This window comes from Lutibaculum baratangense AMV1 (genome assembly GCF_000496075.1).
Taxonomy (GTDB): domain Bacteria; phylum Pseudomonadota; class Alphaproteobacteria; order Rhizobiales; family Tepidamorphaceae; genus Lutibaculum; species Lutibaculum baratangense.
In genome coordinates, this window is sequence record NZ_AWXZ01000029.1 from 78,381 (window position 1) to 101,573 (window position 23,193).

The window sequence follows — 23,193 nt, forward strand, 5'->3', positions numbered from 1 at the left end:
TCGATGGAGCGCCCTCTGGGGCGCCGGAAAGCTGCCGCGGGGGGACGCCCGCGGATCTGGTCAGGCGTGAGCGGGCTCCATGTCGAGCCCGCGCCTCGAGAGATAGTCGAGGCGAGGCATCAGCCGAACGAGCTCCTGGGTGTGCGGGTGCTGCGGGCGCTCGAAGAGGTCCTCGGTCTCAGCCACCTCGCACAGCCGGCCGTTCTGCATGACGCCGATCCGGTGGCACATCTGCCGCATAACGGGCAGGTCGTGGCTGATGAACAGCAGCGTCAGCCGGAGCTCTTCCTGCAGGTCCTTGAGAAGGTTCAGGATCTGCGCCTGGATCGAAACGTCGAGCGCCGAGGTCGGCTCGTCGCATATCAGGAAGCGTGGCCTTGTGGCGAGCGCCCGGGCAATCGAGATGCGCTGGCGCTGGCCGCCCGAGAACTCGTGCGGGTATTTCCGCGCCGCCTCCCGGCCGAGCCCCACGTGCTCGAGCAGATCCTCGACGACCGCCCGACGCTCGGCGCCGCCCGACGCGAGGTTGTGGTGGCGGATCGGCTCCGCCACGATGTCGGCCACCCGCATGCGCGGGTTGAGCGACGAATAGGGGTCCTGGAAGATCATCTGCATCTGCCGCTGGAAGGGCCGTCGCTCCGCACTGGCCCCCAGCCTGGCGATATCGGTGCCGTCGAACAGGATCTCGCCGCCCGTCGGGGTATAGAGCCCTGAGATGAGGCGGGCGACCGTCGACTTGCCCGAGCCGGATTCGCCCACGAGGCCGAAGATCTCGCCCTCCCGGATCTGAAGCGAGACGCCATCGACCGCCCGGAAGTGGCGACGGCGGCTCGGGAAGATCGAGCGCCTCGTCTCGAAGTCCATCTCGAGGTTCCTGAGTTCGATCAGGTTCTCGTGCCGGTCGTTCGAGGCGTCGCGGCGGCCCTGGCCCAGCCAGTGCTTCCCGAGGTCGATCGCCTCGAACTCTCGGGCCGGGCCCTCGATGTAGCTGACCATCGGGAAGCGGTGCAGCCTGACGTCCGGTCGCGGCACGGCGGCGACGAGGCTCTTCGTGTATTCGTGGTCGGGATCGCCCAGGACCTTGCGCGTCGCGCCCCGCTCCACGATCCGGCCGCGATACATCACCGCCACCCGGTCGGTCGTCTCCGCGATCACGCCCATGTCGTGGGTGACGAGGATGACGCCGACATTGCGTTCGGTGCACAGGGACCGGATGAGGTTCAGGATCTGCGCCTGGATCGAGACGTCGAGCGCCGTCGTCGGCTCGTCCGCGATCACGAGGTCGGGGTTCGAGCACAGGGCGAGCGCGATCACGACGCGCTGGCGCATGCCGCCCGAGAACTGGTGCGGATACTGCGCGACGCGTTCCGCCGGCTTCGGGATCCCGACCTGGTCGAGGAGATCGACCGCGAAGGCCTTCGCCTCCCGCTCACTCATCCGGTTGTGCTCGCGGATCGTCTCGACGAGCTGCCGCTCGACCGTGAAGAGCGGGTTCAGCGATGACAGTGGGTCCTGGAAGATCATCGACACGGTCTTGCCGCGGACCTTGCGCATCTCCTCGGGCGGAAGGCTCTCGATGCGCCGCCCCTCGATCTCGATCTCGCCGCTCGCGATGCGCCCCGGCGGCTCTAGCAGGCCCATGATCGCGTTGCCGATCGTCGACTTGCCGGCGCCGGACTCGCCGACGAGACCGTGGATCTCGCCGCGCTGCACGTCGAGAGCGACGTCCCGCACCGCCGTGAACGTGCCGCGGCGGCTCGGGAAATCGACCGTGAGGTTGCGGATGTCGAGAAGGCCCATCCCGCTCACCTCAGCTTCGGGTTGAGCGCGTCGCGGAGCCAGTCGCCGAGAAGGTTCACGGCGAGGACGAGCGCGGCGAGCGCGAAGCCCGGGAAGATCGTGATCCACCACTCGCCGGAGAACAGGAAGTCCTGGCCGATGCGGATCAGCGTCCCGAGCGAGGGCTGCGTCGGCGGAATGCCGACGCCGAGGAACGACAGCGTCGCCTCCGTGATGATCGCCAGCGCGAGGTTGATGGTCGCGATCACGAGCACCGGCCCCATCACGTTCGGCAGGACGTGGCGGATCATGATCCGGATCGGGTGGACCCCGATCACGCGCGCGGCCTGCACGTATTCGCGGTTCCGCTCCACCAAGGTCGAGCCGCGCACGGTGCGGGCGTACTGGACCCAGAAGGAGAGCCCGATCGAGACGACGAGCACCCAGAAGGCCGACTGCTCCCGCGTCACGTCCATCACGGCGTGGACGCTGCCGTTGATCAGGAGCGCGATCAGGATCGCCGGGAAGGTCAGCTGCACGTCGGCGATCCGCATGATGACCGTGTCGGTGAAGCCGCCGACATAGCCCGCGACGAGGCCGAGCGTGATGCCGATGATCGCCGCCAGTATGACGCTGCAGAACCCGACGGCGAGAGAGATGCGGGCGCCGTACATGATGGCCGAGAGGATGTCGCGGCCCTGATCGTCGGTGCCGAGGAGGAAGCGCGGGTCGCCCATATCGCTCCACGCCGGCGGCACGAGGGAGTCCATGATCGAGATCTGCCTGAGGTCGAAGGGATCGTGCGGGGCGATCAGCGGCGCGAGCAGTGCACCGAGGAAGAAGACCGCCGTCACGATCGCCGCGAGCACCGTCACCTTCGAGGCGAGAAAGGAGTGCAGGAGGTCGGAGTCGAGCGAGCGTGCCAGAATGCCGCGGCGCTCGTCGGGGGCGATCTGTCTCGTCTCGCTCATCAGGCCGACGCTCCCCCGTCCACCCGGACACGCGGATCGACCACCGTGTAGAGGATGTCGACGACGAGGTTGATGAGCACGAAGAGGAAGGCGATCAGCAACAGGTAGGCGGCCATGATCGGGATGTCGACATTCTGCACCGCCTGCAGGAACAGGAGGCCCATGCCCGGCCACTGGAACACCGTCTCGGTGATGATCGCGAAGGCGATGATCGAACCGAGCTGGAGGCCGGTGATGGTGATGACCGGGATCAGCGTGTTCTTCAGCGCGTGGCTGAAGTTGATCGCACGCCTCGACAGGCCCCGGGCGCGGGCGAACTTGATGTAGTCGGTGCGCAGCACCTCGAGCATCTCGGACCTCACGAGGCGCATGATCAGCGTCATCTGGAAGAGCCCCAGCGTGATCGCCGGCATGATCAGGGCCTTGAGGCCGGACCCGGTCAGGAGGCCGGTCCGCCAGAAGCCGAGATCGACGACCTGGCCGCGGCCGAAGCTCGGCAGGAGGTGCAGGTGCACGGAGAAGACGAAGATCAGCAGGATACCGATCAGGAAGGTGGGCAGCGAGATGCCCACGAGCGAAACGGTCATGAAGACCTTCGAAAGCCAGGAATTGCGGTTGATTCCGGTGTAGACGCCCATCGGCACGCCGACGAGGAGGGCGAAAAGCGCCGAAACGATCGACAGCTCGAGGGTCGCCGGCAGCCGTGAGGCGATCAGCTGCGCGACCGGCTCCTTGAACTGGTAGGAGGTGCCGAACTTGAACTGCGCGGCGTTCCACATGTAGCGGGCGTACTGCACGATCATCGGATCGTTGAGGCCCAGCCTCTCGCGCAGCGCCGCGCGCTGCTCCGGGGTCGTGTCGACACCGACCATCTGGTTCACGGGATCGCCGATGTAGCGGAACATCATGAAGGCGATGAGGCCCACTGCCAGCATCACCACGATCGACTGGACGAGGCGTCGGAGAATATAGCCGGCCACGGAGCCCCTACTCTTGGAACGACAAACGGAGGCGGCGGGTCGAGGGCGGGACCGGCCGAGGGGCCGGCCCCGGAGCGGTGATCACTCGCTGAGCGTCATCCACTTGAAGAGGACCTGATTGTCGGCCCTCTGGACGAGATCGAGCTTCGTCGACTTGCCCCACGCCAGCGACTGCTGGTGAAGCGGGATGTGCGAGACCTCGTCGTGCATGATGGAGAAGGCTTCGAAGATCAGCTCGTTGCGCTTGTCCGGGTCGTTCTCGGTCAGCACCTGGCCGGCAAGCTCGTCGACCTTCTCGTTGCACCAGCCGCCGAGGTTGAACGGGCTGCCCTTGCCCGTCTCGTCGCGGCAGCCCGAAAGGTTGGCGAAGATGTTGTAGGAGTCCATCGACGAGGGCGTCCAGCCGAGAAGATAGAAGTCGGTGTCGTACCCGCCCGTCGCGAGCACCTTTCCGAAATACTGGGCCTTCGGCTGCGCGTTGAGGTCGATCCTCACGCCGATCTTCGCAACCATGGACGCGACCGCCTGGCAGATGGCCTCGTCGTTGACGTAGCGGTCGTTCGGGCAGTCCATCGTCACGGTGAAGCCGTCGCCATACCCCGCCTCCTCGAGGAGCTGCATCGCGGCCTCGGGATCGTAGGCATGACGCTCGAACTCGCCGGCGCGGTCGTAGAGCAGCGGCGAGATGAGGAGCGCGGACGGCTCGGACATTCCGCGCATGACTTTCTGCTTGATCGCCTCGATGTCGATGGCCTGGTAGAGGGCCTTGCGGACGCGCGCGTCCTTGAACGGGTTCTCCCCCTTGATGTCCGAGCTCGAGAGCTCGTCGTCCATCGAATTGAAGCCGAGGAAGATCGTGCGCAGCTCGGGCCCGGTCAGCGCGTCGGTATTCGGGTTCTGCTCCACCCGGGCGACGTCCTGCACGGGAACGGGATCGACGAGATCGACTTCGCCCGAAAGCAGAGCGGCGACCCGCGTCGAATCCTGGGAGATCGGCGTGAAGACGACCTCCTCGATGTTGCCCTCGATCTCGTCCCACCAGTCGGGATTGGCCTTGAAGACGGTCCGCACGCCCGGCTCGTGGCTGTCGATCGTGTAGGGGCCTGTGCCGTTCGTCTCGAAGGCTGCTCGGTTGTCGGAGCGGTCGGATGCCGACACGACTTCCGTCGCCCCGTTCTCCTCCGACCATTCCTTGTCCATGATGTACCAGGTGTCCCACTCGTAGTGCAGGATCGGGTTCGGCTGGGACAGGACGAAGTCGACCGTGTGGTCGTCGACCTTCTCGACCTTCACGTCGCCCGGCAGGCGGGTCTTCAGATCCGAGTTCTGCGACTGCACGCGCTCCGCGGAGAACACGACGTCATCGGCGTTGAAGTCGTTGCCGTTGTGGAACTTCACGCCCTGCCGCAGGTGGAACCGCCACCGCGTGGGCTCGATGATCTCCCAGCTCTCGGCCAGCGCCGGCTCGATCTCGAGGTCGGGGCCGCGCCGCGTGAGGCCTTCGTAGACGTTGCCGAGCTGGCCGAGCGTGAACGTCTCGTTGAGCGTGTAGGGATCGAGCGCGTTCAGCTGCCCCTGGAACGCCCATCGCAGCGTGGCGGAATCGGCGGGAGAGATCGCCGAAACGGCCACCGCGACGCCAGCGGCGAGCGACAGACCCATGATTCTCATCAGTTCGTCCTCCGGCTTGTTCTTCAGCTCTGGCTGATTGGGCCGAGCTTATAGCCGTGCCCGTCGTGCTGTCACCAGCCAAAGGTGGAAGATGGCGGAGGATCGACTTCCGGATTTCGCGACGGCCGGAAGATCAGAGGCGCATGAGCTTGATGGCAGCGGGTCCCAGGATCACGATGAACAGGACCGGCAGGAAGAACACGATCATCGGCACTGTCAGCTTGGGAGGCAGGGCGGCGGCGCGCTTTTCGGCCTCGGACATGCGGATGTCCCGGTTCTCCTGGGCCATGACGCGCATGGCGTTTCCGAGCGGCGTGCCGTAGCGCTCGGCCTGGGTGAGCGCGGTGACGACGGCCTTCACGCCCTCGAGCCCGGTCCTCTTTCCGAGATTCTCGTAGGCCGCGCGGCGATCCTGCAGGTAGGAGAGCTCGGCGGTCGTGAGGCTGAGCTCCTCCGCAAGCGCGATCGACTGCGAGCCGATCTCGTTCGACACCCTGCGGAACGCCTGCTCGATCGACATGCCGGACTCCACGCAGATCAGCATGAGATCGAGCGCGTCGGGAAAGGCCCGCTGAATCTCCTGCTGGCGGCGCTTGACCTTGTTCGAGATGTAGATGTTGGGAGCGAAGAACCCGAGATAGGCTGCCCCGAGTGCCACGAGGAACTTGACCATCGTCGGCTGCTCCTCGTAGCCGCCGATGAAGAACATGTAGATCGCCACGACCAGAAACAGGACCGGGGGCAGCACGACGCGGAAGAACAGGAAGGTGATGAGATGCGCCTGGCTCCTAAGGCCAGCCATCTTGAGCTTCGTGCGCGTATCGTCGCTCTCGAGCAGCTTCCGGAGATTCAGCTGGTCGACGACGCGCTGCATGTACGGCTTGGCCGCGTTGCGGCGAAGGGAGCCCGGGCCCTCGGCCGCGAGCCGCGCCCTCTCCTGTGCGCGGAGGCGATCGCGTTCCTTCGCGACGTAGCGCATGCGCGAGCCGAGGCGGTCGGCCGTCATGTAGGGCATCGCAGCCGAGACCACCGCGGCGAAGGCGGCGATCGCAACCAGCACGGCAACGAGGACCTCCGGCTGATAGAGCGCGTCGGTGAAGTTCATAAGGCCGCGCAGCATCGTATTCCCGCCTTCCTCAGAAGTCGAAGTTGATCATCTTGCGCATCACCAGGATGCCGCAGAGCATCCAGAACGCCGACGCGACCAGCATGATGTGCCCGAGCTGCTCCTGCCAGAGGAGCGAGATGTATTCCGGGCTCGTCAGGAAAACGAGAAGCATCACGACGACGGGCAGAGCACCGATGATCGCTGCCGAGGCCTTCGCCTCCTGGCTCATTGCAATGATCTTCTGGCGCATCTTGCGACGATCGCGAAGAACCTTCGACAGGTTCCCGAGTGCCTCGGAGAGATTGCCGCCCGCCTTCTGCTGGATCGCCACCACGATCACGAAGAAGTTCACCTCCGGAAGCGGCATCCTCTCGTACATGCGCTCCACCGCCTCGGCGAGCGGCAGGCCGACGCCCTGGGACTCGATCACCCGCCGGAACTCGGTGCGCACCGGCTCCTGCGCCTCCGCCGCGACGACGCGTATGCAGTCGGCCAGCGGCAGACCGGCTTTCACGCCACGCACGATGACGTCGATCGCGTTGGCGAACTCGTTGAGGAACTTCTTCGTCCGCCGCGCGATCAGGTAGTTCACGAGCCATTGCGGAGCCCCGAGCCCCGCGGCCAGCACCACGCCGAGGACGACCAGAAGCGGCGCGCCGACCGCGTAGGCGACGAAACCCCCGACCGCCGCGAAGACGAAGCTGACGATCACGAACGTGTTGATCTCCCAGCTTAGGCCCGCCTGCGCGAGTCTTGCTCTGAGCGGCGGTCTCTTGCGCTTCTTGTTCTTGGTCTCGATCTCCTTCAGCGTGTCGGCCAGCTGCTTGCGGCGCTTCTGCATGTCCGCGAGCTCGTTGCGGACCGAGCTCGTAAGGGCGTTCCCCTGGTGGCGCGTCAGCGCCTTCACCCGCTTCTCAGCCGGAGACTGGCCCGAGAGGAGCGGTCCCAGGAAGACCCATGCGAGGCCGCCGACGGCCACCGCCGCCATGAAGGCCATCGCGAGCGCTGTCGCCGTCGCGCCGAGCATGAGCTAGAGCCCCCCGGCCATGGCCGGATCCGGAGCCTCGGCGGCATCGAGCGCGGCCGCGAGCTTCTTCTCCTCGCCGAAATAGCGGGCCCGATCCCAGAAGCCCGGCCGGGCGACGCCGGTCGAGCGGTGCCGGCCGATCACCCGGCCTCCCGCGTCCTCCCCCTGGATGTCGTAGACGAAGAGGTCCTGCATCGTGATCACGTCGCCCTCGGTGCCCAGCACCTCGGTGATGTGCGTGATGCGACGCGAGCCGTCGCGCAGGCGGGCCGCCTGCACGATCACGTCGATCGAAGACACGATCATCTCGCGCAGCGTGCGCGGCGGCAGGTTGTAGCCGCCCATCAGGATCATGCCCTCGATACGCGACAGCGCCTCGCGAGGGCTGTTGGCGTGAAGCGTGCCCATCGAGCCGTCGTGACCGGTGTTCATCGCCTGGAGGAGGTCGAAGGCCTCGGGGCCACGCACCTCGCCGACGATGATGCGCTCCGGCCGCATGCGCAGGCAGTTCTTCACGAGGTCGCGCATCGTCACCTCACCCTCGCCCTCGAGGTTCGGCGGGCGCGTCTCGAGGCGCACCACATGGGGCTGCTGCAGCTGGAGCTCGGCGGCGTCCTCGCAGGTGATGACGCGCTCGCTGTGCTCGATATAGGCCGTCAGGCAGTTGAGGAGCGTCGTCTTGCCAGAGCCCGTGCCGCCCGAGATGAGGACGTTGCATCGGGACTTGCCGATGACCTCGAGGATCTGGGCGCCCTCCCGCGAGATCGACCCGTACTTCACGAGGTCTTCGAGCGTGAGCTTGTCCTTGCGGAACTTGCGGATGGTCAGGGTCGGGCCGTCGATCGCCAGCGGCGGAGCGATCACGTTCACGCGCGACCCGTCGGGCAGGCGCGCGTCGCAGATCGGCGAGGACTCGTCGACGCGGCGCCCGATCTGGCTGACGATGCGCTGGCACACGTTCATCAGCTGGCTGTTGTCGCGGAAGCGCACGCCCGTGCGCTCGATGCGCCCCTGCACCTCGATGTAGACCGTGTCGGCGCCGTTCACCATGATGTCGGCAATGTCGTCGCGCGCGAGCAGAGGCTCGAGCGGACCATAGCCGAGAACGTCGTTGCAGATGTCGTCGAGCAGGTCTTCCTGCTCCGAGATCGACATCACGACGTTCTTCAGCGAGATGATCTCGTTGACGATGTCCCGGATCTCGTCGCGCGCGGACTCAGTGTCCATGCGCGCGAGCTGCGACAGGTCGATGGCGTCGATCAGGGCGGAGAAGATCGCGGTTTTCGTGTCGTAGTAGTCGGCCGAACGGGACCGGCTCGGCGGCGCCTGCGGCTCGCGCACGGGCTGCGGGGTCGCCTTCACCGGCTCCGGGATGACGGGAGGTGGTGTCTTCGCGCGCTCGACCACCGGCTCGGGCGCGGGATCCGGCGCAACGCGCGGCGGCTCGATCTGGACGGGCTTCGTGTGGGCGTCCGTCTTCGGCGCCTCAGGCGGCGCGCCGGTGCCTCGTCTGCCGAACATCGCGGACCCCCGTCACCCCTTCTTCAGACGCAACCGCTCGAGGAGCGGCCCGAACGCCGACTTCTTCGGTCGCCGAACCTCGCCGCGGCCGCTCAGCGTCGTGGCGAGCAGCCGGAATGCCTCTACCGGCTTCGCGTTCGCCTGCATCTCGGCGATCATCTGACCGTTGTTCGACGCCGTGGCGAAGAGCTGCGGCTCGAACGCGATGACCGCCGAAGGCTCGATCTCGAGCGCCGCCGCGAAGTCCGCGACACCGATCTCGGGCTTCTTCGGAACGCCTGCCTGGTTGATCACGAGATGCGGCGGCCGGTCGTTCGGCCTCGTCTGCTTGATGAGATCGATCAGGTTCTTGGCGTTGCGCAGATTGGCCAGGTCCGGCATCGCGGTGATCACGATCTCGTCGGCCGCCTGCACCGTGCCCTTTGCCCATCGCGTCCAGAGGTGGGGCACGTCGAGCACGACGACGGGAACCGTCTTGCGGATCATGTCGATCACAGGCTCGACCGCGTCGCCGCCGAGGTCGTACTCGCGCTCGAGCGTCGAGGGGGCGGCGATGATGCTCAGATGGTCCGTGCACTTCGAGAGAAGGCGCTCGAGATAGACCTCGTCGAGACGCTCCGGCGAGTAGATCGCCTCGGCGATGCCCTGCGGCGGGTCCTGGTTGAAGTCGAGGCCTGCGGTGCCGAACGGCAGGTCGAGATCGGCGATCACCACGTCGTTCTGCGTGTCGCGGGCGATCGACCAGCCGACGTTGTGGGCGATCGTCGAAGACCCGACGCCGCCCTTCGCGCCGAGGAAGGCGACGGTGCGGCCGAGCGTCGAGGCTTCGGCGCTCTCATAGATCGAGGACAGGGCCCGGAGTGCCTCCATCGCCGGGACCGGGGCGACGAGGTAGTCGCTGACACCCCGCTCCTTCAGCGCACGGTAGAGGCTGATATCGTTCGTGTGGCCGACGATGATCACGTTCGTTCCGGGGTCGCAGCGCTCGGCGAACTGGTCGAGCATGTCGAGCATCGCCTGCGCGTTCGCCGTCGATTCCAGCACCACGACGTTCGGCGTGGGCTGGTCGGCATATGCCTGAACGGCAGCCGCGATGCCGCCCATCTGGACCGTCATGTGGGCGCGGGCGACGCGCCGGTCGGCCGATGCCTGGGTCAGCGCGGCGTGAAGCGGGGACGTCTCGCAGAAGCACTGGATGGTGACCCGCGGGAGCGGCGGGATGAAGTTCGACTGAACCTCCGACCGTGGCTCGGAAGCCGCCTCGGCATCGTGCCGCAATGCCATGCTCATGCTATTCCCCCACCTCGCTCGCCCTGCCGTCGCCGCCCGTCTCGGCCTCAGCGCCGGTCCGTTCGCCTTGGCGATACTTGTCGAAGACGACGTCCCGGCGGGTGGCGTCGCGCGGCGTCTGGTAGCGCGGCCCCTCGAGATCGCGCGGATCCTCGAGCATCGCCGCGAAGTTCTTCTGGGTCGCGCAGCCGAAATTGTAGTAGGGCTCGTTTCGCGCCCCCTGCGCAGCATTGTCGGGCCACTGGCCGCAGGTCGTGGCCGCCACCATGCGCTCGTAGACGAGCTTCACCGGCGCACCCCGTGTCACAGGCTCGTAACCGGCGTAGGAGATCGAGGCGACGGGGATGCCCGCAGCGTTGGCGGCACGGCGCGCGTCCGCGTAGACGGCTTCCGACATCCGCCGGTCACCGCCGTTCGGGGCGAGGACGTAGAGCGGTCCGTGGCCCTCCTGCCCATAGGCCAGCACGAAGCTCTGCAGTTCGGCGGCACCCCCGCCGTTCACATCGAGCACCACGCGCTCCGGGACGACGCCGATCGGGTGGCGGTCCTCGACCGCGATCGGCATCGATGCGGTCGTCATCTGGCCGTTCTGGCAGGCGGCGACCGGCAGGATCGCCAGGAGCGCCGCCAGGACCTTCGGGGCAGGCCGGCGGAGGCTGAGGTGTGAGGTGCGCATCATCGCGGTGATCCCGGGCTGTAGCGTCATTCGACGATGAAACCGACCTGGCCCTGGTATCCCCCCGTCGGCGTCGCACCGCCCACCCCGTAGAGGCGGTTGAAGCGGCCGAGCAGGATCGCGGCGGGGTCCGAGGCGGGGGCGAGGTTCTTGTCTGGGCGGGTCAGCTCCTTCGCCGCCACAGGCTTCACGAGGTAGGGCGTCGCGAAGACGACGAGTTCCGTCTCGTTGTTGATGTAGTCGCGGCTGCGGAAGAGGGCGCCGAGGATCGGCACGTCCTTCAGGCCCGGCACACCATTGAAAGCCTGCCGTGACTCCTGCTGGATAAGCCCCGCAAGGACAAGCGAACCGCCGCTCGGTAGTTCGACCGTTGTCTCGGCGCGACGCACCTGGAGGCCGGGGATCGCGTAGCCATTGGCAATGGTGACCGCCCCCTCGTTTGAGAGTTCACTTGCTTCCGTGCGCACTTTCATCGAGATGCGCCCACCGGACTGGACGACAGGCGTGAACCCCAGAGCGACGCCGAACTGCTTGAACTCCAACGTCGGAGCGCCCGTGTCGCGGTCCACACCTGTGATGACCGGGAACTCACCGCCTGCCAGGAAATCGGCTGTTTCGCCGCTGATCGCCGACAACGTCGGCTCCGCCAGCACCCGCATGAGACCCTGTTGTTCCATCGCGCGGATCTGAGCCGATACAAGGTCGCCGTCTACGGCACCGCCAAGGTTGCTACACGCGTTAGATATGAGGTCCGGCACCACGGGAATTATCTCCCCCGGAGCGTAGTCGCCCCCCGCAAGAGCCCGGCAGGTCGCGTTACCGAGCGTGGCGACGACACTCGTGTCGCTGATGGGGCCATTGACAGAGAAGGGATTCGAGATCTGGCCCGACAGCCGGTTATTGGCGCCAAGGAACGAGAGGTTCACTCCGAGCTGTTTCAGGACCGAACGCTTCACCTCCGCGATCGTCACCTTTAGGTGCACCTGCTCGGACCCCGCCGAGGAGATCATGTTCAAGACCTTCTCGGGCTCGCCAATGTAGCGCGCGGCGATGTCGGCGGCGGTCTTCGCGTCGGCCGGCGTCCGAACGCTGCCGGTCAGCACGATGTTGTCGGCCGCCGCCTCGACCTTGACCTGCGAGCCCGGGATGAGCTGCCGGATCGTCTGGCCGATCGCATGCGTGTCGCGGGCGACGTTCACCTCGAGCACCGCGATCTGACGGCCGGCCTCGTCGAAGAAGAACACGTTCGTCTGGCCGACCGTCATACCGATCAGGTAGGCCCGGCGCGCCGTCCGCATGACCGCGTCGGCGACGGTGGGATTGGCCACGAGCACGTCCTTGGCGTCCCGCGGCAGGTCGATCACGAGGGACTTTCCGAGACCGAGAGCCACGTCCCGCGAGGACGAGAGCTCCGCCGGGCTGATCGACATGTGAGACTGCTGCGCGAGGGCTTGCGGCGCGAGGCCCGGTGCCGCCACCGTGAGCAACGCGGCGCCCGCGAGCATCGCCAGATGCGACCGATGCGGCGCCAGAATCCGAGACAACCTGTTCATCACCGATCCATCCGCTCGAAAATCAGTTCGTGTTGACCTGGCTCTGCACGCCGAACTTCACGACGTTCACGGTCGAGGAGCGGCGGGAGACGGTGGTCGTGTCACCCTCGCCGTCGAGAATGCTGCGAAGCGTGAGGGAGAGGTCGCCCTGCTGCTCTGCGCGGGCGAGCGTCTCCGCATCCCCCGGCTCGAGCTCGAGCGTCGCCACGTTGCCGACCACCACGGACCGTCCGTCCTGGTCCTCCACCGTCTGGTCGATGGCCAGCACACGGACGTTCTCGAGCACAGTTCGACTGACGAAGAGGTCGCGCCCGTTGTCCGACTGGCGCTGCGTCACGATCACGTCGACCCGGTCGTTCGGGAGGATGAAGCCACCGGCGCCGGTCTGCGGCGAGGTGCGCGTGGCGACCGCCCGCTTGCCGGCAGGCAGGATGGCGGAGAGGTAGCCGCCCCTGCCCGCCTGGGCGAGCTTCGTCTCGCGGATCGGCTCGCCGGCGGTGAAGGACGAGCGCGTGACGGCGCCCACGAACTCCTCGGCGCCGCCTGCCCTGGCGGAGCGGGTGACCATTCCGGCTCCGACGCCGTCCATGGGCCATTTCTGCCAGCGCATGTCGCCGCTCGTGACGACGGAGCCGGGCGGCAGGTCCCTGGCGGCGACGAGCACCTCGTCGACGTCGATCTCCTGCTGGACCACGACAGGCCCCGCATCGGATGAGCCGAGGTTCCGCGCCATCATCCACGCGAGGAGGCCCGCGCCGATCGCGATGACAAGGACGATGAGTCGAGCCGCCTTCATACAGAGCCTCATTGCGCGGGAGATCGCGTCCGGCCGCGGAGGTGCGACCATGAGGCCGAGCATGCCGGCTCATTCGTCAACTTATGGTTAATGAGAACTGGAGGCGCCCGTAGGGGAAGTTTACGGGGCGGGTATGAGGCTCATCCACCCGGTCTCCGGGAAAAGCACCAGCGCCGCGGCGGCAAGCGCTATCCCATAGGGAATGCCGGTGTTGCGGTCGTGCAGACGATCGATCCAGCCGACCCTGCAGAGCATCTGTGGAAGCGGAAGCTGCCTACCCATGAGGATCGCGAGCGTGAGAACGCCGCCAAGGATCGAGAACAGGAGCGCGTACTCCAGAAGATGCGACCAGCCGATCCAAAGGGCCGCCGCGGCCGCGAGCTTCGCATCCCCCCCTCCGATCCAGCCGAGGGCGAAGCAGGCGAAGCCAACCGCGAGCGCCAAAGCGCCGGCGCCGACATGAGCCCAAACGCCGGCTGCCGGCAAGCCGACGAGGATCGCGGCCAGGGCGAAGGACAGCACGAGCGCGATGCTGATCCGGTTGGGGATCGTCATGGTCAACGCGTCGAAGGAGGCGGCCAGCCCCATGAGGGCCGGAAATGCCAGCAGGACGATCGAAGTGTCCATGTCGTGTCCCGCCATTTCGGTAGCCGCGGAAACGGATGATGACCGCGCCGGGGCTCCCGGCGCGGATCATCGGTGTGAGAGCTTATTTGTTCAGCTGATCGTTGACCGAGGTGAAGGTGCCGGTCAGCGACTCGCCGAGCGTGTTGACGATCACGATGATCGCAACCGAGATGCCGGCGGCGATGAGGCCGTACTCGATGGCCGTGGCGCCCGACTCGTCGCGGGCAAAGCGCTGGATGAGGGCCTTCATTTTCATTTCTCCCTGAAATTCCCGGTTCCTGCACATCGTCCCGTCGCGGTGTGGCTCCCCCGTCCGGAACTGCCGTGACGCTACGCCCCGCCCGTTACGAACGGCTTAATGAAATAGTGCAGACAGGCCAATAACCGCCATGTCTCCGCCTATAGTAAACAAATTATAACTTGCCATATTTATGGCGCAAGGCGATTATCCGAAACACAACATTGGTTAACCTCCGTTAGCCAATGTGTCTGCAGGATGTTTATCCCTGAAGTTAACGATTGAATTGAGGATCGAAACGCCTCCCGCAGCAGGAGCAGGAACCTGAATGGCGCCTCGATACTCTCAATCGATAGACGACGGGGCATCTCGTGCCGACGCGAGTCGGGCCACGCCCGATGGCTGTGCTTACAGCGCGCAAGCGTTTCCGATCTGTTTACCAATTCCCACTATTGCTGTGATCCAAGGACCGCCGCATCGCGCGCGTGCCGGTACAGAGAGGCCGTTGAACCATGATCGCTCGCTTCGGAGGCGCCGCCTTCCTCGCAGCTCTCCTCGCCCTTCCGTGCGCCGCGGCGGCCGAGACGGTGACGCTCGGCCTCGACGAGGCAGAGGTTCTGCGCCTCGATCAGCCGGCCAACACGATCATCGTCGGCAACCCGGCGATCGCGGACGCGCTCGTGCAGAGCCCCCAGCTCCTCGTGGTCACCGGCAAGAGCTACGGCGCCACGAACCTGATCGTGCTCGACGCGGCCGGTGAGAAGGTCGGCGAGTACGCTCTCCAGGTCGGCGCGGAAGCCCGGACGACGGTGACGGTGCAGCGCGGGCCGAGCCGCTACTCCTACAGCTGCACGCCCAACTGCAACGGCATGCTGACCCCCGGCACGCAGAAGGACGACTTCGACACCCTGCAACAGCAGTTCGAAGGCCGCATCGGCCTCTCGCGCGGCCAAATGGCCCAATAAACAGGCTGCCTCCTCGCCCCTGGTATAGAGGCAAGGGTTCCGAAAGCTTTTTATGGGTTGATCCAGGCTGGAAATCGGCGCGACAGACCGCGCGCTTCTCCACCCGAGGATCAGTCGATGCGCAAGAAAAGGCCTCTCTTACTTCGGCCGCTTCCGTTCAGGAAGTTCCGTCGCGACGAGACCGGAGCGACTGCGGTGGAGTTCGCTCTCGTCGCAGTACCGTTTTTCGCCCTCCTCTTCGCCATCCTCGAGGTCGCGCTGATCTTCTTCGCCCAGCAGGTCATGGACACCGGTGTCTCGCAGGCCGCGCGGCTCATCCGCACCGGGCAGGCGCAAGGCTTCGAGGCGACATCCTTCAAGACGGCCGTGTGCGACCGCATCCTCGCGCTCTTCGACTGCGATGGAGGCCTGCGCCTCGAGGTCCGCACCTACCCGAGCTTCGCCTCCATCGACGTCACGCCGCCGGTCGACGAGGACGGCAACCTGCGCAACGACTTCGCCTTCCAGCCCGGCAATGGCGGCGACATCGTCGTCGTGCGCGCCTTCTACGAGTGGCCGACCATCGTGCCGGGCCTCGGAGCGGACATGGCGAACCTCCCGAACGGCAAGAGGCTCCTGGCTTCGACCGTGGCGTTCCGCAACGAGCCGTTCGGCAGCTGAGGGAGGCGAGATCGGGGCATGCTTGGAGTTCGCAACATGATGGCGGAGCTGAAGCAGTTCCGCGACGAGCGAGGCGTTTCGGCGGTCGAGTTCGCGCTCATCCTTCCCATACTGGTGCTGCTCTATCTCGGCTGCGTGGAATTGAGCCACGCCCTCACCGTCGACCGCAAGGTGACGACGGCGGCGAGCGTCGTCGGTGACCTCGTGGCGCAGGCCACACAGCTCTCCAATGCAGACATCCGGAACATCTTCGACGCGACGGACGCCGTGCTGACCCCATACGACGCCGCGCCGCTCGAGATCGTCGTCTCGAACGTCAGGATCACGCAGAACGGCACCGAAGTCCTGTGGAGCGAGGCCAGCGGCGGGGGAACGGCGCGAGGCTGCGGCAGCAGCATGAACCTTCCAGACAACATCAGGATCGAGGGCACGAGCCTCGTCGTCGCCGAGGTCAAGTACCGCTACAAGCCGACCTTCGGCAACGTGATCAAGGAAGCGATCACCTTCAGCGACACCTTCTACCTCCGCCCCCGCCGCAGCGCCGTCATCGAGCACAGCTGCTGAGGCCGATCCCGCCACCCCGCGTTGACCGGGATCAAGGCACGCGATCCGAACAACGGGAACAAACATCCGGAACGACCACCGGATGGAGAGATCCCGATGTCACACGTCCCGCACGAGCTTCATGAGGACTTCCCCGACAAGGCGGAGCGCATCCACGCCCTGAAGACGAGCGACCCGCACTTCGCCCGTCTCGCGGAGCGCTACCACGAGATCAACCGGCAGATCCACCGCATCGAGACGGATGTCGAGCCGGCCTCGGACGAGCGCGCGCGGCAGCTCAGACACGAGCGGGTGGCGCTGAAGGACGAGATCGCGGCCCTGCTCACTGCTTGAGCCCGCAGACGGAGGTTGTCCACCACTGTGGAGGAAGCGGCAGGGCGCACGAACGGGTTTACAAGTCGTTGACGCACCTGCCCTTCCTCATCTTCGTCCACAGCTTTCCCCACAGGCCGCGCCGCATTTCGGCCAAAACTCGCATCGAATTTGCCGCAGATTTTCCCCAATCTGATTGACGCCGAATCCCGCAACGCGCAGGATGATCGCGAATCGTGCGCAGGGGGAAAATGCTCACCTTGTCGGCTAGATGCGGCACATCGAAGTCGACGGCGCACGGACGAGATCTAGGGGGCCTGGATGTCCGGCGACGCACTTGCCGGCGCGCACGCGCTTATGTCTTTCCGCGATAGTTGCAGAGGCGAGACATGGCGCGAGACGCGTCGGGAGAATAACCACGAGCGCTCGCCGTCCGAAGGCGTCTCGGTCCTGCTGATCGACGGCACGGATGCCGAGACGCAGGAGATCCTGGCCTCGCTGGCCGAGTGCCAGAACCCGAAATTCACCGTCCGGCATGTCTCCGACCCGAAGGAGGCGCAGCACGTCTGGCGCGAGCACAAGCACGACCTCGTCATCATCGACGTGTGGCTGGGCAGAGGCGTCAGCGTCGAGCTCGTCTCGCTCCTGACGAATTCGCCCTGCTCCTGCCCGGTGGTGATGCTGTCGAGCCTCTCCTCCGAAGAGCTGCAGGCCTTCTTCACCGACGCGAACCTGTTCATCCACTCCAAGAAGAACATCACCCCCAGTGCGCTCGCCCGCACGCTCGAGACCGCCCTGTCCGGCAGCGACGACGCGCTCTGAGACGGCCGGCGGCGCCCGCCTTCGCGTCCCCCACTGACGATCCTGCTGTCGTGGCAGCCGTTCTCCCCGGCTCCAGAGTATCGGCATGCCGTACGGACGCGGGGAGCCGCGCCCACCGAGGCGCAAGATCCCGCCGCGGCCGCCCTCTGGCCTAATACCTATGCGACCTTTTGCATCCTCCTGCGACCCGCGGCGCGAGCTTATATGCGGCGCAGCATTCACAGGAGAAAGAGATGCGCGTTCCTCCCCGCGTGCTTGGCATCGACAGGTTCTCCGATCGCCTGAAGGCGCTCGGCCTCTTCGCGGTGCTCGTCGCGCCGTTCCTCCTCGCGAGGATCTGATCCGGGCGCGCCACTCCGCCAACTCGCGGCTTGAGACGGCGGCGCAAGTCGACTACTCCGACCTCGCCAACCGAGGTTCAAGCCGCCATGTCCGCCGAACGCCCGACCGTCCGCCTGTCCCGCCACGAGCTCGCTCGCCTCTCGCACGAGGAGCGCGAGCGCCTGCTCCTGCGCAGCGAGGCTGACCTCTCCGACTTCATCGCCGGCGTGCAGCCGATCATCGCCGACGTGAAGGCACGGGGCGACGAGGCCCTCGCGGACTACGGCCGCCGTTTCGACAGGGCGGCCGATCTCGATCCGCGGCGCCTCGCGGCGACCGAAGAGGAGTTCGACGCGGCGGAGCGCAGGCTCGATCCGGAGCTGAAGGACGCGATGCGGCTCGCCGCCGCCAACATCAGGCGCTTCCACGAGCGGCAGATGCCGCACGGCATGTGGCTCGAGGAGATGGGCCCCGGGCAGCTCGCTGGCGAGCGCACCCTCCCGATCCCCTCCGTCGCGTGCTACGTGCCCCGCGGCAAGGGCGCCTTTCCCTCCGTGGCGCTGATGACGGCGATCCCCGCGGCGGTGGCGGGTGTCCCGGAGATCGTCGTTCTCACACCGCCGACGGAGAGCGGCGGCATAGACGATGCCACGCTTTTCGCCTGCCGGCTCGCCGGCGTGACCCGCGCCTATCGCTGCGGCGGCGCCCAGGCCGTCGCGGCCGTCGCCTACGGCACCCGCACCGTTCCCCGCTGCTCGAAGATCGTGGGTCCGGGCTCGTCCTGGGTCGTGGCGGCGATGCACGTCTTGTCGAACGTGATCGATGTCGGCCCGCCCGCCGGCCCCTCGGAGTCGATCGTCCTGGCCGACGAGACGGCCGACCCGCGCCGCACGGCGCTCGACCTCCTGAACGAGGCCGAGCACGGGCCGGATTCCTCCGCCTATCTCGTCACGAACGATCCGCGCCTCGCCGACCGGGTCGAGCTCGCCGTGGAGCACCTCTGGACCCATATGAGCCCGCAGCGCGTGGAGTTTTCGCGGGCGGTCCTCACCGGCACGCGCGGCGGCATCGTCATCGCGCCCGACATCGACGAGGCCTGCCGCTTCGTCAACGACTACGCGCCCGAGCATCTCATGGTCGAGAGCAAGGATCCCTGGCCCTACCTCGCGAAGCTCACCCACGCGGGAGAGATCCTGCTCGGCGAGCATTCGGCCATCTCCATCGCGAACTTCGTCCTCGGACCGAACCATGTCCTGCCGACGGGAGGGTGGGCCAGGACCCGGTCGCCGCTGTCGGTGTTCGACTTCACGAAGCGCCAGACGATCGCCTGCCTGAGTGCCGAGGGTCTCGAGCCGCTGCGGGCTCCCACCAGGGTGTTCGCGAGATACGAGGGGTTCGACGCCCATGCGAACGCCGTCTCGCGCCTGCGCGACGGCGGCAACAGCGCCGACTGATCAGCTGGCCGCGAAGCCCTGCGGCGGCTTGCGGCGAGGCAACATCGCCACCCGGTCGAGCCCCTCCGGGTCGGCGAGAAGGGCCAGACGCTCCTTCTTGGAAAGATAGTGGATGGCGTCCTCGAGGGTCTCCGCGGCCTCGAGGCGCGCCAGCCCCGCCACCAGCGACATGTCGATCTCCCCCGGCGGCAGCGGCTGCACGGGCGGCAGGCTCGCGCGATGGAAGGCCAGGAGGGCCGGGTCGGACGACAGGCGGAGATAGGCGTCGATATCGCCGCTCAGCTCGCGCTCGAGATCCTCCGTGATCGCCTGGGAAGCGGTCAGTATGGCCGGCTTTTCCTGCTCCTCCGGCGTCATCATGAGGCCCTTGCGACGCAGCCAAAGCCCGACATCCCTGCGCGCGACGAAGAGGGAGGCGGGTATCGCGAGAACCAGACCCGCGACCGCCGGGCTCATCCAGGCGAGCAGGTGCGGCGAGACGAGCCACGCGCTCACGCCGAGGACGATGCCGAACATCATGTGCATGAAGTGGCGGCGCGCCACGTCCATGACCGGCATCGAGCCGTCGTCGCGCCGTTGCGGGTTCCAGCCGCTGTCGCGTCCGATCAGGATCTCGATGACGGCGGCCGACTGGATCGCCATCAGGATCGGCGCGATGACAGCCGAGATCAGGCTCTCGACGAGCAGCGAGACCGTCCCCCGCAACCCGCCGCCGATCGCCCGCCGGCGCTTCTCGTCGAGCAGCGCATAGGCGAGGCCGAGGAACTTCGGCGTGAACAGGAGGAGCATCGTCGCGATGAACAGGCCGATCGCGCGCTCGGAGTCGATGACCGGCCAGGTTGGAAAGAGCTGGAACTCCCTCGTGAAGTACTCCGGGCGGATGAAGTGCGCCTGCAGGGCAAGGACGAGACCGGCGAGCAGGAAGGCGAGCCAGATCGGCGAAGCGAGATAGGACATGATGCCCATGCCCAGATGCACGCGGCTGATCCAGTGCAGGCCCCTGGCCGGCAGCACCTTGGAGTGCTGCAGGTTGCCCTGGCACCAGCGCCGGTCGCGCTGGGCCAGGTCGATCAGGGTCGGAGGGCTCTCCTCGTATGAGCCGTCGAGGGTCGGCGCCATCTGGATCTGCCAGCCGGCGCGCCGCATCAGGGCGGCTTCCACGAAGTCGTGGCTCAGTATGTGCCCGCCGAAGGGCGGCTTTCCCCTCAGATGCGGCAAGCCCGCGGCCTCCGCGAACGCTCGCGTGCGGATAATCGCGTTGTGGCCCCAGTAGTTGCCTTCGGAGCGGGTCCAAGAGGCGAGCCCGGCGGCGATCACGCGGCCGTACACGCGTCCGGCGAACTGCTGCATGCGGGCGAAGACCGTGTTCCGGTTCGCGAGCATCGGCACGGTCTGCAGGAGCCCGAGATCGGGATTGGCCTCGATCGTGGCCGCCAGCCGCAGGAGCGTGTCGACCTGCATCAGGCTGTCGGCGTCGAGGCAGATGAAGAACGGGTACGCGCCGCCGGAAAGCCTCACCCAGTCGGCGACATTGCCGGCCTTGCGCTCGGTGTTCTTGCGGCGACGCCGGTAGAAGATCCGGCAACGCGGGGCGCGCCGCCGGAGGACGGCACGATAGGCGACCTCCTCCGCGACCCAGACGTCGGGATCGGTCGTGTCGGCGAGGACATAGATGTCGAACAGGCGTTCCGCACCTGCCGCAGCCAACCCTTCCGCCGTGGCGGCTGCCGCCGCGAAGACGCGGGCCGGATCCTCGTTGTACGCAGGAATGAGGATGGCGGTGCGGCTTCTCGGCATCGGCGTCTCGCCGCCGTCTGCCGGCCAGGCCGAGGGGCGGCGTCCAAGCGCGGCGAAGCCCGCGACCGCGCTGACGGCCGAGAGGGCGATCCAGGCGATGTTGATGACGAAGAGGACGAGCATCACCGCCTCGACGCTCGTCAGGCCGGCGACCGCGAGCACCGCATACATCTCGTGGGAGAAGATGGCCGTCAGCCCGAGCGTGCCGACGACGACACCGGCGCGGATGACCGTGGCAGTCCGGTCCCGCGGCAGTTCACGAATGGTGGCCGGCGGATGTCGCAGGTCCTGTGCCGGCATCGCCAGCGGCGCCTCGGGCGGCAGAACGACGTCGGCCACCCCCCGCCGCTTGTAGGCGGACTCGTTCACGCCGCCCATCGGTAGATCCAGACCTCTGAAATCGTCTTTCCTCCGCGGGCGAGGGAACAGCGCAGGTCGATCATCTGGGCGCCCTGAGGATCGAAATCCATGCTCACACGGATGCCCGACGTGTGGGGATTTCGGCTGATCACGGGACGAGCCATCTCGCCCCCGGTCGTCGTGACGACCGGCTCGATCTCGCTGAGGTCGGTCATCTCGGCCAGCAGTCCTCCGACGAACTCCGCCACCAGCAGCCGGCGCGACGTGTTCTCGTGCAGCGCCGGATTGCCGCCCGCGCCGCCGAACGTGCCCGCGACGTAAGCGAGGTTGCGATCGAGCGGGACCGAAGGGCCCCAGTGGAGCTTGTAGGTGTACTGGTAGCTTTCTCCCGGCAGGAGCCTCTCGGCCGGGCGCCAGAAGGCGACGATATTGTCGTGCACCTCGCGGGCCGTCGGGATCTCCACGAGCATCACCGCGCCTTCGCCCCAGTCGCCGACGGGCTCGATCCACAGGCTCGGGCGCCGCTCGTAGCTCGCCTCGAGGTCGCGGAAGTCGGCAAAGCCGCGAGACCGCTGCATCAGGCCGAAGCCCTGCGGCTGCTGGTCGACGAAGGAGGATACCTGGAGGATCATCGGGTTGATCAGGGGCCGCCAGAGCCACTCCCCGCGGCCGTTCCAGATGAGGAGGCCGTCGGAATCGTGCACGGCTTCGCGGTAGTCGTCCACGTCCTGCCGGTCGTGCGGCGAGAAGAAGAACATCGACGTCATCGGCGCGATCCCGACACGGTCGATCTCGGCGCGCGGGTAGAAGACCGATTCGACATCCATGACGGTGAAGTCGCCGTGGCGCACCGTGAAGCGGAAGGCACCGGTCGTGCTCGGGCTGTCGAGGAGCGCGTGGATGACGACCGAGTTGGACTGCGGCCGCGGGCGCTCGATCCAGAACTCCCGGAAGGTCGGAAACTCCTCGCCCTGCGGCTCCGCGGTGCCGATGGCGAGGCCGCGGGCGGAGAGGCCGTAGGTCTGGCTTCGGCCGACCGCGCGGAAGTAGCTCGCGCCCTGGAAGACGAGGATTTCGTCGAGATAGTCGTCCCGGTTGACCGGACCGTGCACGCGGAAGCCCGAGAAGCCGAGGCCTTCCTTCGGCAGGTCCTCCGGAACGAGCGGACCGTAATCGAAGAGCTGAGGCGAGAAGAGGACCTGCCGTGCCTCGCCCGAGGCGACGACGTTGATCCGCACGAGGTCCGTGAAGACGTTGCCGGGATGGAAGAACTGCACCTCGTACTCAGGTTCCTCGTTCGCCCACAGGGCGGAGGCGCTCCTGAAGCGGATGTCCCGAAGCTGGTCGTAGGTGAGGTCGCTCACCGCGTCCGGCAAATCACCTTCGGCCGGCTCGTAGGCTTCCGCGGCCAGGGCACGAGCCCGCTGGCGCACCATCGCGGCGTTGAACTCGGTCGGGTCGCCAAACTGCAGGACCGCCCCCTCCTCCTGCGCCATCGCCTCTCCCGCCGGCAGCCACCGCGCAAACGCCGCGGCAGCGCCGACAAGAAGAAGTCCTCGACGATCCAACATCATGAAACCGCTCCGCCCCCTTAAGTGGAGAATGTGACTTCAGGCGCATATGCTCACGATCAGGTCACGCCCTTTCTAGAGGCATTTCCCGAGCTTGAGAATGCGGCGCCGGCCGCAGCGACGCGAAGTT

At 66.7% G+C, this 23,193-nt stretch carries 21 protein-coding genes; 6 read left to right on the plus strand and 15 right to left on the minus strand.

The features are described 5' to 3' along the window. Positions 1–60: 60 nt before the first annotated feature. The 13 genes from N177_RS10380 to N177_RS21055 all read right to left on the minus strand — a co-directional run bounded on the left by N177_RS10380 (position 61) and on the right by N177_RS21055 (position 14,249). Positions 61–1,800, minus strand: a complete 1,740-nt coding sequence (locus tag N177_RS10380) for an ABC transporter ATP-binding protein (RefSeq protein WP_023432267.1) — start codon at positions 1,798–1,800, stop codon at positions 61–63. 5 nt (positions 1,801–1,805) lie between these two features. After that, positions 1,806–2,750 carry an ABC transporter permease gene (locus tag N177_RS10385; protein WP_023432268.1) on the minus strand — a complete coding sequence of 315 codons (945 nt, stop codon included), beginning with the start codon at positions 2,748–2,750 and terminating at the stop codon, positions 1,806–1,808. Next, the gene (locus N177_RS10390) at positions 2,750–3,730 is read right to left on the minus strand and encodes an ABC transporter permease (RefSeq protein WP_023432269.1); all 981 of its coding nucleotides are present in this window, start codon (positions 3,728–3,730) and stop codon (positions 2,750–2,752) included. Before N177_RS10390 ends, N177_RS10385 begins: the two co-directional genes overlap by 1 nt. A gap of 81 nt (positions 3,731–3,811) precedes the next feature. Then, complete coding sequence (locus N177_RS10395; protein WP_200863387.1) at positions 3,812–5,401, minus strand: ABC transporter substrate-binding protein; 1,590 nt, start codon at positions 5,399–5,401, stop codon at positions 3,812–3,814. Positions 5,402–5,534: 133 nt separating this feature from the next. Next, entirely contained in the window at positions 5,535–6,521 is a 987-nt protein-coding gene (locus N177_RS10400) for a type II secretion system F family protein (RefSeq protein WP_023432271.1), read from the minus strand. A 16-nt stretch (positions 6,522–6,537) separates the two neighbouring features. Next, complete coding sequence (locus N177_RS10405) at positions 6,538–7,536, minus strand: type II secretion system F family protein (RefSeq protein WP_023432272.1); 999 nt, start codon at positions 7,534–7,536, stop codon at positions 6,538–6,540. 3 nt (positions 7,537–7,539) lie between these two features. Continuing rightward, the gene (locus N177_RS10410; RefSeq protein WP_023432273.1) at positions 7,540–9,057 is read right to left on the minus strand and encodes a TadA family conjugal transfer-associated ATPase; all 1,518 of its coding nucleotides are present in this window, start codon (positions 9,055–9,057) and stop codon (positions 7,540–7,542) included. Positions 9,058–9,069: 12 nt separating this feature from the next. Continuing rightward, the gene (locus N177_RS10415) at positions 9,070–10,347 is read right to left on the minus strand and encodes a CpaE/TadZ family protein (RefSeq protein ID WP_023432274.1); all 1,278 of its coding nucleotides are present in this window, start codon (positions 10,345–10,347) and stop codon (positions 9,070–9,072) included. 1 nt (position 10,348) lies between these two features. Beyond that, entirely contained in the window at positions 10,349–11,026 is a 678-nt protein-coding gene (locus N177_RS20600) for a CpaD family pilus assembly protein (protein ID WP_023432275.1), read from the minus strand. A 23-nt stretch (positions 11,027–11,049) separates the two neighbouring features. Beyond that, entirely contained in the window at positions 11,050–12,528 is a 1,479-nt protein-coding gene (locus N177_RS10425; protein ID WP_244444266.1) for a type II and III secretion system protein family protein, read from the minus strand. A gap of 70 nt (positions 12,529–12,598) precedes the next feature. Then, positions 12,599–13,372: a Flp pilus assembly protein CpaB gene (gene cpaB / locus N177_RS10430; RefSeq protein ID WP_040485604.1), complete on the minus strand. Its 774-nt coding sequence runs from the start codon at positions 13,370–13,372 to the stop codon at positions 12,599–12,601. Between the two features lie 120 nt (positions 13,373–13,492). Then, positions 13,493–13,999, minus strand: a complete 507-nt coding sequence (locus tag N177_RS10435; protein ID WP_023432278.1) for an A24 family peptidase — start codon at positions 13,997–13,999, stop codon at positions 13,493–13,495. Between the two features lie 82 nt (positions 14,000–14,081). Continuing rightward, positions 14,082–14,249 carry a Flp family type IVb pilin gene (locus N177_RS21055; protein WP_023432279.1) on the minus strand — a complete coding sequence of 56 codons (168 nt, stop codon included), beginning with the start codon at positions 14,247–14,249 and terminating at the stop codon, positions 14,082–14,084. Between the two features lie 500 nt (positions 14,250–14,749). Here N177_RS21055 and N177_RS10440 point away from each other — a divergent pair, with 500 nt between their 5' ends. The 6 genes from N177_RS10440 to hisD all read left to right on the plus strand — a co-directional run bounded on the left by N177_RS10440 (position 14,750) and on the right by hisD (position 19,335). Further along, positions 14,750–15,202, plus strand: a complete 453-nt coding sequence (locus N177_RS10440; protein ID WP_023432280.1) for a pilus assembly protein N-terminal domain-containing protein — start codon at positions 14,750–14,752, stop codon at positions 15,200–15,202. Between the two features lie 195 nt (positions 15,203–15,397). Further along, positions 15,398–15,862, plus strand: coding sequence for a TadE/TadG family type IV pilus assembly protein (locus N177_RS10445; protein ID WP_341872333.1), 465 nt, complete (start codon positions 15,398–15,400; stop codon positions 15,860–15,862). A gap of 18 nt (positions 15,863–15,880) precedes the next feature. Continuing rightward, on the plus strand, positions 15,881–16,426 hold the full coding sequence (locus N177_RS10450; RefSeq protein ID WP_023432282.1) for a TadE/TadG family type IV pilus assembly protein: 546 nt from the start codon (positions 15,881–15,883) through the stop codon (positions 16,424–16,426). Positions 16,427–16,522: 96 nt separating this feature from the next. Next, a complete protein-coding gene (locus N177_RS10455) occupies positions 16,523–16,759 on the plus strand; it encodes an HP1242/YdcH family protein (protein WP_023432283.1) in 237 nt (78 codons plus the stop codon). A 300-nt stretch (positions 16,760–17,059) separates the two neighbouring features. Continuing rightward, a complete protein-coding gene (locus N177_RS10460) occupies positions 17,060–17,560 on the plus strand; it encodes a response regulator (RefSeq protein ID WP_023432284.1) in 501 nt (166 codons plus the stop codon). Between the two features lie 428 nt (positions 17,561–17,988). Continuing rightward, the gene (gene hisD / locus N177_RS10465; protein ID WP_023432286.1) at positions 17,989–19,335 is read left to right on the plus strand and encodes a histidinol dehydrogenase; all 1,347 of its coding nucleotides are present in this window, start codon (positions 17,989–17,991) and stop codon (positions 19,333–19,335) included. Here the strand turns inward: hisD and mdoH are convergent, their stop codons facing one another. After that, positions 19,336–21,510 carry a glucans biosynthesis glucosyltransferase MdoH gene (gene mdoH, locus N177_RS10470; protein ID WP_023432287.1) on the minus strand — a complete coding sequence of 725 codons (2,175 nt, stop codon included), beginning with the start codon at positions 21,508–21,510 and terminating at the stop codon, positions 19,336–19,338. It lies immediately after the preceding gene. After that, entirely contained in the window at positions 21,498–22,988 is a 1,491-nt protein-coding gene (locus tag N177_RS10475) for an OpgD/OpgG family glucan biosynthesis protein (RefSeq protein WP_152527902.1), read from the minus strand. The genes mdoH and N177_RS10475 overlap by 13 nt, the downstream gene beginning before the upstream one ends. Positions 22,989–23,193: the final 205 nt, after the last annotated feature.